Below are 10,649 nucleotides of genomic sequence, written 5' to 3'. Positions count from 1 at the left end.
TCTCATACGATCAAAGCGAACACGCAACAAAGCCCCAAAGGCTGCGTCAGCACTGTCGCGGGATGGAGCAGCCCGGTAGCTCGTCAGGCTCATAACCTGAAGGTCGTAGGTTCAAATCCTACTCCCGCAACCAACTATAACGAAAAGGCCGCTCCCGAAAGGGAAGCGGCCTTTTTGTCGTCCACCGTGGAAAGACGAACAAGGCACGCTGCCTCGCCGACTTCCGCCCATGGCGTTTCGCGCGCCAAAGGCGCCTTGCTGCAGTTCGGCAGACAGGACACACTGCGCAAAACAACCGAGGCAGGAGGCAGTAAGGTGCGGGTCACGCGGAGATGGATGATCGGGACGGGCGCGGTGGCGGTCCTGACAGGATGTGGTGGCGGGGCGGTCACCGGGTTGTCGCAGCCTTCTGCGGCGGACCCGGCGCTGCAACCGCAGCCGAATCCCGGTTGGGATGCCTGGGTTGCCGCCTTCCGGCCGCGGGCACAGGCCCAGGGGATCTCGGCAGCGACGCTCGATGCGGCGTTCCGAGGAACGGGATTCCTGCCCGGCGTGGTAGAGCGGGATCGCAATCAGACCGAATCCAACCGCTCGCTCGAGGATTATTTTGCCATCGTCGCCTCCGAGGCGAAGGTTTCGACCGGTCGCGGAAAATTGCGCGAGACGATGGGGCTCCTGCAGGAAATCGAGGGGCGCTACGGCGTTCCGCCGCAGGTGACCGCCGCCATCTGGGGCATGGAGAGCAATTACGGCACGCGACGGGGCGACATTCCGGTGGTCTCCGCGGTCTCGACCCTTGCCTATGAAGGCCGGCGCGGGGCGTTTTTCGAAGCGCAGCTCATGGCGGCCTTGCGATTACTCCAGCGCGGCGACACGGTGCCGTCACGGCTGACGGGCAGCTGGGCCGGGGCCATGGGGCACACCCAGTTCATTCCGACGACCTATCAGGAATATGCCATCGATTTTCGCGGTGACGGGCGCCGCGATATCTGGTCCGAGGACCCCACCGACGGTCTGGCGTCGACCGCCAATTATCTCTCGCGCAGCGGCTGGCAGCGCGGGCGGCCTTGGGGGACCGAGGTCCGTCTGCCCTCCGGATTCAGTGCCGGGCTCACAGGTCGCGGAACGCGCAAGAGCCCCGGCGAGTGGGCCGCGCTGGGTGTCACCGCTGCCAATGGCGGACGGCTGCCCGAGGGCGGTGCGGGTTCGATCCTCGCGTTGGCGGGGATGGAGGGGCCAGCCTTCCTCGTCTTCCAGAACTTCAATGTCATCCTGCGCTACAACAATGCCGAGAAATACGGGCTCGGCGTCGGGTATCTGTCCGACCGTCTTGCCGGGGCCGGTCCGGTCAGCAGCAGCTTTCCACCGGATCGCTACGGGCTGACCATCGACGACCGCAAGGAGATGCAGGAGCGGTTGAACCGCGCCGGGTTCGACGTCGGCACGCCGGACGGCGTGCTGGGCAAGAAGACCGAGGCGGCGATCGCGGCCTACCAGGGCCGGACGGGTCTGCCGGTGACCGGAGAGCCGTCGCGGGAACTGCTGCTGCGACTGAGACGAGGCTAGACCCCGTGAAGACGGCCCGCCCTTCCGAAGGCGGGCCGGGAAGCCGTCAGACGAACAGGTTCGAGTCCGGATCGTCGTCGTAGATGTCCGGACCGTTGTCGATGCCGAAGGGGTGCAGCTGGTGGCTGTCCTCGGGCGTCTGGCCGTAGCGGTCCGTCGTGTCGGTCCAGGCGTCCATCGCATCCGCGCCGAGCAGGGTATCCTCGGCCTCGACCTCGTCCGCCGGGGTCCAGACGGTATCCCCCTGCGCGATGGAAACATCGGTGATCTCGCCCTGCAGCGGGGTCAGGTTCGGGTCGTTGGACGCGCCGAGCTGGTTGATGCTGCGCGGGGTGTCGATCGGCACCACACCGTCGCCCTCGGCAACCTGTTCGCCGTCCTTGTCGATGAACATCAGTCCGGTTTCGTCGACACCCACGGTCCAGGTCGCGGTTTCGCCGCTGGTGAGCGCGTCTTCGGCGACGATGTAATGGGTCGTCTCGTTCTGGATGATCTCCAGGTAGACGGCAGAGCTCGGACCGAGCTGTCCGAAGGAGATGCGCGAATCGCCCTCTCCGCCGAATTCGAAGATCCGCTGGCTTCCGCCGGCTTCGACATCGTCGAAGCGGACGGTGGCTTCGAATTCGAAGGCGCCGTGGATCTGCGGCAGGCCGACCGGACCGTCGACCGGGTCCACCGGATCGACGGGATCCACGGGGTCAACCGGATCGACGGGATCGACCGGATCGACAGGATCGACGGGATCGACCGGATCGACAGGGTCCACGGGATCGACCGGATCGACAGGGTCCACCGGATCCACGGGATCGGGGTCACCACCATCGGGGTCACCGGCATCGCTCCAGACGCCGGTGTCCTGGGTGATGGTGACATCGGTGATCTCGCCCTGCAGGTCGTTGATCCCGGCGCTGGAGGACGAGCCGAGCAGGTTCACGCTGCGCAGGGTGTCGGAGGGTTCGACGGCGTCGCCCTCGGCCACCAGTTCGCCGTCCTTTTCGACATACATGAAGCCGGTCTCGTCGACGCCGACCGTCCAGACGGCGGTTTCTCCGTCGATCAGCACGTCTTCGGCAACGACATAGTAGCTGGTGCCGTCCTGCACCATTTCGAAGAGCACGGCGGTGCTCGGGCCGAGTTGGCCGAAGATCAGGCGGTCTTCGCCTTCGGCGCCGAATTCGAACACGCGCTGGCTGCCCCCGGCGGCGATGTTGTCGAAGCGGATCGTCGCCTGGAATTCGAGGGCACCGTCGATCTGCGGCAGGTCTGCGGAGGAGGTATCGCCCGTGCCGGGATCCGGATCGACGGGATCCACCGGGTCTACGGGATCGACTGGGTCCACCGGATCAACGGGGTCGACGGGATCCACCGGCTCTTCACCGCCGCCCGCGCCCATGGGCACACCCATCGCCGCGAGCTGCGCGGCGCTTTGCACGTCTGTGACGGCCACGCCGACGAGGGTGATGGCCTCGCCGTTCGGGAATGAGAGGATCGCGTCGCCGCTGCCGTCGCCGACGCTGTCGGTCACGGTCACGTCGTCGGTGTCGATCCGGTTGCCGTCCCAGTCCGTCAGGCCGGACACGTCGAGCTGATCCACCCCGAGGTAGCTGCCGTCGGCCTGAAGCTCGGGCGTCGCGAATCCGTCGACGGTGTCGAGCCCGCCGAGGTCGGCCAGCGCCACGGTATCCTCGCCCGCCCCGAGCAGGACGGTTTCGATCTCGTCGTATTCCAGTGTATGGGTGCCGTCGGTCACGGTGCCGACCTCGGGGTTGCCCGAGGTCATGTCGATGCGCAGACCGTCGGTCACGGCAGACAGGTCGAGCACGTCGCCCGTCGTTTCCTCGACCCCTTCGGCATCCACGGTGTCGTTGCCGAAATCGTTCTCGATGTGGAAGGTGTCGTCGCCGTAGCCGCCCCAGAGGTAGTCGTCCCCGGTGCCGCCCCAGAGCGCATCGTTGTCGTAGGAGCCGCGCATCCAGTCGTCGCCGGCGCCCCCGTGCATGATGTCGTCGCCTTCGTTCCCTTCCAGGTGGTCGTCCCCGGCGCCGCCGTTGACGGTGTCGTCACCGTATTCGCCGTAGATGGAATCGTTGCCCGCGCCGCCGGTCATCAGGTCGGCGTCTTCGTTGCCGTAGATGACATCGCTGCCGTCGCCGCCCCGGATCGTGTCGTCGCCCATGCCGCCGCGCATGGTGTCCTGCCCCGCGCCGCCGGTCAGGCTGTCCTCGCCCTCGGCCCCGAGGATGCTGTCGTTTCCGGCCATGCCGTCGAGTGTGTCCTCGCCGTCGCCGCCGTCGAGGTCATCGTCCCCGGCCCCGCCGTTGACCACCTGGAAATAGCTGTAGGAGGTGCTGCCTCCGAGGTAGGCATCGGCGCCGCCCTGGGCACGGCTGTCGCCCACGGTAAAGGTCTCGGCGCCGTGCGTGATGACCAGGAAGGCGCTGTCCTCGTCGAAGGACACGGTGAAATCCGCCGGCAGCGAGGAGAAGTCCAGCGTGTGGCCCTCGGTCAATTCGCTGAGGCTGTTCCAGAAGGCCGGATCGTTCCAGATGACGGGGGTGATGGCATAGGTAGACATGGAATCTGCTCGTCCCTTGCATGCGTCGGGGAAGCGGTGGGATCATCGCTGTGTCCCTTCGGCTTGATCCTCCACTGGACGGTTTTGAAGGCGGGAATGTGTCAAATTGAAGGTATCCCGGTCCCGGCGGTTTCCGTAGCGGGCGAAATCAGCCCTGCGAAGGGGGTTTGACGCCGCGCGGGGCGGATCGCGGATCGCGCGGGGTCAGTCCGGGGCCGGGGTGTGGCGCCGCCGCACCGATGAAGGGCGTCCCGGCAGGGACAGGCGGGCGTCGTTCCGGGCCTTGCGCGACACGACGCGCCCCTTCGAGATGACGCACAGCCGGTCCGGCCGGAGGCGCAGCGCCTCGATCGCGTCACCGGCATCCAGCACCACCAGCGAGGCGGCCTTGCCCACGGCGAGGCCGTAGTCTTCGAGATGCATGATCCTCGCGCTTTCGGTCGTCGCCATGTCGAAACAGCGCTGCATCTCCTGCGGAGATGTCATCTGTGCCACGTGCAGGCCCATGAAGGCGACGTCCAGCATGTCGGCCGTGCCCAGCGAATACCACGGATCGCGCACGCAGTCCTGCCCCCAACCGACGGTGATGCCGTGGGCATGCATCTCCTTCACCCGGGTCAGCCCGCGCCGCTTGGGAAAGGTGTCGTGGCGGCCCTGCAGGGTGATGTTGATGAGCGGGTTCGGGATCGCGGCGATCTGCGCCTCGGCCATCAGCGGCAGAAGCTTGGAGACATAGTAGTTGTCCATCGAATGCATCGAGGTCAGGTGACTGCCCGCCACCCGGCCCTGCAGCCCGAGGCGGCAGGTTTCGGAGGCCAGCGTTTCGATGTGACGGGACAGGGGGTCGTCGGTCTCGTCGCAATGCAGATCGACCAGCAGGCCGCGCTCGGCGGCAATCTCGCAGAGGTCGCGGACCGAGGCCGCGCCGTCCTGCATCGTGCGTTCGAAATGCGGGATGCCTCCGACCACGTCGACGCCCATGTCCAGCGCACGCAGCGTATTGGCCCGCGCGGTCGGGTCGCGGTAGAGACCGTCCTGCGGGAAGGCGACCAGTTGCAGGTCGATGTGATCCTTGACCCGCTCGCGCACCTCCAGCAGCGCTTCCACCCCCTTGAGCGTGTCGTCGCAGGTGTCGACATGGCTGCGGATGGCGAGCAGGCCCATCGACACGGCCCAGTCGCAGTAGTCGAGCGCGCGGGCGACCATCTCGTCCACCGTCACGATCTGCTTCAGCTCGTTCCAGAGCGCGATGCCCTCCAGCAGCGTGCCGCTCGCGTTGATGCGGGGCGTGCCGTAGGACAGGGTCGCGTCCATGTGGAAATGCGGATCGACGAAGGGCGGCGAGACGAGGTCGCCGGTCGCGTCGATCGTCGTGCCCGCTTCGGCCCCCGACAGGTCGCCCATGGCGGCGATGGTCCGTCCGGTGATGCCGATGTCCGATACCGTGCCGTCGGGCAGGGTGCCGTTCTTGACGAGGATGTCGAAGCTGGCCATCAGCGGTCTCCGCGATTGAAGGGGGTCATCAGGGCGGCGGGAACTTCGGCCCGGCGCGACATCAGGACGAGCGCGAGGATCGACAGGATGTAGGGGATCATCAGGAACACCTGGTAGGGGATCTGTGCGCCCAGCGGTGTCTGCTGCAGGCGGATCTGGAGCGCGTCGAAAGCCGCGAACAGCAGTGCGCCGAGAAGCGCCTTGCCGGGTTTCCACGCGCCGAACACCACCAGCGCGATGCAGATCCAGCCGCGCCCGTTCACCATCTCGAAGAAGAAGCTCGAAAAGGCAGACATGGTGAGAAAGGCCCCGCCCACGGCCATCAGCCCCGATCCGACGATCACCGCGCCCATGCGGATCGCCGCGACGGAGAGCCCCTGTGCCTCGACCGCCTGCGGGTTTTCCCCCGCCGCCCGCAGCGCGAGGCCGAGCGGGGTCCGGTAGAGCACCAGTGCGGTCAGCAGCACGCAGGCCAGCGCCGCCCAGGTCAGCGCGGTCTGCGAGAACAGCGCCTGTCCGAGCCAGGGAATGTCCGACAGCACGGGGATGTGCAGCGGCTGGAACGGGGCGATGCGCGGCGGCGAGGTCACTTCCGGCAGGGCGAGACGGTAGGCGTAATAGGCCGAGGACGTGGCGAGCAGCGTGATGCCCAGCCCGACGACGTGCTGGGACAGGCCGAAGGGCACCGTCAGCACCGCGTGCACGGCCCCGAAGGCCATGCCGGCCAGAAGCGCGACCAGCACCCCGGGCCAGAGACCCAGGCCTGCGTAGACCGCCATCCAGCCGGCGAAGGCGCCGAAAACCATGATGCCCTCGATCCCGAGGTTGAGCACCCCGGCGCGTTCGCAGATCAGTTCGCCCATGGTTGCGAAGATCAACGGCGAGGCGATGCGCAGGATCGCGGCCCAGAAGCTGGCGGAGAGCAGGATGTCGAGGATCTCGGTCATCCCTTCACCACCCGGAACCTGGTCAGCAGGATGGCGAGGACCATGAACAGCAGGGCTGCGGCCAGCAGGATGTCGGCGATGTAGGTCGGCACCTGCGCCGCGCGGGACATGCTGTCGGCGCCGACGAAGATCCCCGCGACGAAGAGGGCCGAGACCACGACCCCGAGCGGATGCAGCAGGGCCAGCATGGCGACGATGATGCCGGTGTAGCCGAAGCCGGGGGACAGATCGAGCGTGAGGTTGCCCTTGAGTCCCGCCACCTCGGAGAAGCCCGCGAGCGCGGCGAGGCCGCCGGACAGCAGCGCGGTCTTGACCAGCACCCGGCCGACCGGGATGCCCGCGAACCGCGCGGCGGCGGGGTTCTGCCCGACGGCGCGGATCTCGTAACCGAGGGTGGTGCGGGTCTGGATCGCCCAGACCGCGAGCGCCGAGAGCAGGGCAAGCCCGAAACCCCAGTGCAGGCGCAGCCCCTCGACGATGCGCGGCAGGCGGGCGTCGCGCGGCAGGGCGGGGGATTTCGGCCAGCCCATGCCCATCGGGTCCTTGAGCGGCCCTTCGAGCAGCCAGGAGATGAACAGCGCCATGATGAAGTTGATGAGCAGCGTGGTCACCACCTCGTCGACGCCGAGGCGGGTCTTGAGCAGCACCGGCCCGAGCAGGACCAGCGCCCCGGCCGCGATGGCGGCCAGTGCCATGAGCGGTATCGCCGCGGGCCCGGGCAGGCCGAGCTGGGTGCCGATCAGCACGGTGACGAGGGCCCCGGCGTAGAGCTGCGCCTCGGCCCCGATGTTCCAGAGCTTTGCGCGGAAGGCGACCGCGACGGCGAGGCCGGTGAAGATCAGCGGCGTCGCGCGGTTCAGCGTTTCGAGCGCGGCGAATTTCGAGCCGACCGCGCCTTTCACGATCAGCCCGAAGGTCAGCAGCGGATCGGCCCCCGCGAGCGCGGCGAGCAGCGCCGCGGTCAGCACCGTCGCGGCGATGGCCAGCGCGGGCGGCCCGAGCGTGCGGGTCCGGGACGGGGCGGTGACGGGTTCAAGGCGCATCGGCGGCGGTCCTGGCGGAGGGGCCGGAGCGGGGGCCCGCCCCCGCACCCCCGGGATATTTCCGGCCAGAAGAAGCCGGGGGCGATCCGGGGGAGATGGCGCGTGTCGGGCGGATACGGGGCAGGGTCCGGCTAGGCGGCATCGGCGAACCCCTGTCCGGCCATCCATTGGCCCAGTTCGGAGGGGGTCTTCGTGCCGCGCGGAAATTCCGGCGAAAGGCGGCCGTCCGAGATCACCCGGATCACGTCGGAAAGGGCCAGGATCTCGTCCAGATCCTCGGAAATCAGCAGCACGGCGGCACCGGCATCGCGCGCGGCGATGAGGCGTTCCTGCACGTAGGTGACCGCGCCGATGTCGAGCCCGCGGACCGGCTGGTTCGCCAGCACGATGGCGGGCCGGGATTCGAGGACGCGTCCGAGGATCAGTTTCTGCATGTTGCCGCCGGAGAGCAGCCGGATGCGGGTGTCGGGGCCGGGGCATCGCACGTCGTAGGCGCGGATCAGCGCCTCGGCCTGACGGCGCGCCTCGGGCCAGTTCATCCAGCCGGCGCGGCTGACGGGGGCGTTGGCATAGGTTTCGAGCACCGCGTTTTCGGTGAGGGTGAAGTCGGCGATGGTGCCGGTCCTGTGGCGGTCCTCGGGGATGCGGCCGATGCGGGCGGCGAGCGCGGCGCGCGGGGTCCACGGACCGGGGGAGCTGCCGGGGAGGGTCATGCGCCCGGCCGAGGGCGCGACGAGGCCGGACAGCAGGTCCGCCAGCGCGCCCTGTCCGTTCCCGGAAACTCCGGCCAGTCCGAGGATCTGCCCCGCTTTCAGCGCGAGGTCCACCGATTTCAGACCGGGGGAGGTGCCGACGGGTGCCGTGCTCACGCCGTCGAGCGACAGCAGTACCGCGCCGGGTCGGGCCTGTGCCGGGGCGGGCGGGGTGATTTCGGAGCCCACCATCATCTCGGCAAGCCTGTGACGGTCGGTGTCGCGCGTCGCCACCTCGCCCACCATCCTGCCGTGACGCAGCACGGCCACGCGGTGCGAGATCGCCATGACCTCGTGCAGCTTGTGAGAGATGAAGATCACCGACAGTCCCTGCGCGACCATCCTGCGCAGGGTGTCGAACAGGGCCTCGGCCTCCTGCGGGGTCAGCACGGCGGTAGGTTCGTCGAGGATGAGAATGCGGGCGTCGCGGTAGAGCGCCTTGAGGATCTCGACCCGCTGGCGTTCGCCCACCGAGAGCGATCCGACGCGGGCATCGGGGTTCACCACGAGGCCGAAATCGCGGGACAGTTGCACCACCCGGCGACGCGCCGCGCCGCGCCCGAGGCCGAGGCGCCAGAGCGGTTCCGTTCCGAGCAGGATATTGTCGAGCACCGACATGTTGTCGGCCAGGGTGAAGTGCTGGTGGACCATGCCCACGCCGGCCCTGAGCGCCGCGCCGGGCAGGCCGGGGGGCAGGGTCGAACCGAAGACCTCCACGCAGCCCTCGTCGGCGGTGTAGTGACCGAAGAGGATGTTCATCAGCGTGGTCTTGCCGGCACCGTTTTCGCCCAGCAGCGCCACGACCTCACCACGCGCCACCGCGAGGCTGATGGCGTCGTTGGCTATGAGCGCGCCGAAGCGCTTGGTGATGCCGGAGAGGCGCAGGACGATGTCCTGCGCCGCCGTTTCCGCCGTCATCAGGCCGAGGGATCGCTGTCGTCGATGGCGACCTCGAAGGTCCCCGCCTTGATCGCGGCTTCCTTTTCCGCCACGAGATCCAGTGCTGCCTGCGGGACCTTGCCGTCGAAGGTGCCGAGCGGGGCGAGCGAGCAGCCGCCTTCCTTCATGAAGCTGTAGAGCCCGTAGTTTTCGGCGGCAAAGCTGCCGGCGGAGATCCTGGACAGCGCCGCCTGGAGCGTCGGTTCGAAATGCCACAGGGCCGAGGCGACGACGGTGTCGGGATAGTCGCCTTGGGTGTCGATCACGTTGCCGATGGCGAGGATGCCCTTTTCCATCGCCGCGTCCGAGACGCCGAAGCGTTCCGCATAGAGCAGGTCGGCGCCGTTCTCGATCATGGCAAAGGCGGTTTCCTTGGCCTTGGGCGGATCGAACCACGACCCGATGAAGCTGACCTGGAAGGAGGCATCGGGGCGGGTTTCCTTCACGCCCGCCATGAAGGCGTGCATCAGGCGGTTGACCTCGGGGATGGGGAAGCCGCCGACCATGCCGATATTGCCGGTTTCGGTCATCGCGCCCGCGATTATGCCCGACAGGTACGAGGCATCCTGGATGTAGTTGTCGAAGACCGAAAGGTTCGGGTAGGCCGGGTCCGGCATGAAGGACGAGCCCAGCAGGAAGGCGGTGTCGGGGTAGTCCATGACCACCTCGCGGGCCTCCTGTTCGACGCCGAAGATCTCGCCGACGATGAGCTTCACGCCGCTTTCGGCATATTCGCGCATGACGCGGGGATAGTCGGTGTTCGCCGTGTTCTCGGAGAAGGTGTAGGTGATCTTTCCCGCCGCCCTGGCCGCCTCGGCGGCGATGTGGATGCGGCTGACCCATTGCTGTTCGACCGGCACGGTGTAGATGCCCGCGACGCTGATCGGGTCCTGTGCAAGCAGGCGCGAGGGAAGCAGCCCCGAGGCCGCGAGGGTCGCCATCCCGGCCGAGCCGAGAAGCAGCCGCCGCCGGTCGATCTGCGCGAGGCGCGTGGTGTTGTCCGTCATCTGTCTGGTCCGTCCCCTGGTGGTTGCTGGTGAATTTTTGACCAATTGGTAAGGACTGCCGCGATTCGAGGCAATTGCCTCGGCGGCCTGTCGGAGATTTCATGCGTCATCGATTGGCAGTCTGCCGGAACCTGCCGGAGAAACGGGCAGTTTCGGGTGCCGGTGGGGGAGCCGTTGTCAGCGCAAGCGCCGGGGCACGTCGGGCCGCGCGGATTTCCCTGCCCGTGGAAGGGCTTGATCCGCTGCGATGTCCGAAGGGGTTGCCCGCTGCGCACGTCGGCGCCCGGAGACGGGCGCAGGGCTCAGGCGAGCGGGGAAGAGGGGAA

General features: G+C 67.9%; 7 protein-coding genes and 1 tRNA gene. 2 read left to right on the top strand and 6 right to left on the bottom strand.

Annotation, left to right across the window (positions count from 1 at the left end; translation table 11 throughout):
* Positions 1-56: 56 nt before the first annotated feature.
* Positions 57-133: transfer RNA gene (locus ACN0RJ_RS13145), tRNA-Met, on the top strand.
* A 203-nt stretch (positions 134-336) separates the two neighbouring features.
* A complete protein-coding gene (locus tag ACN0RJ_RS13140) occupies positions 337-1,566 on the top strand; it encodes a lytic murein transglycosylase (protein ID WP_417724528.1) in 1,230 nt (409 codons plus the stop codon).
* Positions 1,567-1,612: 46 nt separating this feature from the next.
* Here ACN0RJ_RS13140 and ACN0RJ_RS13135 read toward each other — a convergent pair whose 3' ends face one another.
* The 6 genes from ACN0RJ_RS13135 to ACN0RJ_RS13110 all read right to left on the bottom strand — a co-directional run bounded on the left by ACN0RJ_RS13135 (position 1,613) and on the right by ACN0RJ_RS13110 (position 10,323).
* Positions 1,613-4,141 (bottom strand): calcium-binding protein, encoded by a 2,529-nt coding sequence (locus ACN0RJ_RS13135; RefSeq protein ID WP_417724527.1) that lies wholly within the window; start codon positions 4,139-4,141, stop codon positions 1,613-1,615.
* Positions 4,142-4,345: 204 nt separating this feature from the next.
* Positions 4,346-5,635, bottom strand: coding sequence for an amidohydrolase family protein (locus tag ACN0RJ_RS13130; RefSeq protein WP_417724526.1), 1,290 nt, complete (start codon positions 5,633-5,635; stop codon positions 4,346-4,348).
* Entirely contained in the window at positions 5,635-6,582 is a 948-nt protein-coding gene (locus ACN0RJ_RS13125) for an ABC transporter permease (RefSeq protein WP_417724525.1), read from the bottom strand. Before ACN0RJ_RS13125 ends, ACN0RJ_RS13130 begins: the two co-directional genes overlap by 1 nt.
* Positions 6,579-7,625, bottom strand: coding sequence for an ABC transporter permease (locus ACN0RJ_RS13120; protein WP_417722412.1), 1,047 nt, complete (start codon positions 7,623-7,625; stop codon positions 6,579-6,581). The genes ACN0RJ_RS13125 and ACN0RJ_RS13120 overlap by 4 nt, the downstream gene beginning before the upstream one ends.
* Before the next feature lie 131 nt (positions 7,626-7,756).
* Positions 7,757-9,295, bottom strand: coding sequence for an ABC transporter ATP-binding protein (locus ACN0RJ_RS13115; protein WP_417724524.1), 1,539 nt, complete (start codon positions 9,293-9,295; stop codon positions 7,757-7,759).
* The gene (locus tag ACN0RJ_RS13110; protein ID WP_417724523.1) at positions 9,295-10,323 is read right to left on the bottom strand and encodes a BMP family protein; all 1,029 of its coding nucleotides are present in this window, start codon (positions 10,321-10,323) and stop codon (positions 9,295-9,297) included. Before ACN0RJ_RS13110 ends, ACN0RJ_RS13115 begins: the two co-directional genes overlap by 1 nt.
* Between the last annotated feature and the right edge of the window lie 326 nt (positions 10,324-10,649).

The organism is Salipiger sp., assembly GCF_048261495.1.
Classification (GTDB): Bacteria; Pseudomonadota; Alphaproteobacteria; order Rhodobacterales; family Rhodobacteraceae; genus Salipiger.
The sequence above is the reverse complement of the archived record's forward strand: the minus strand, read 5'-3'. Positions and strand labels throughout refer to the sequence as shown.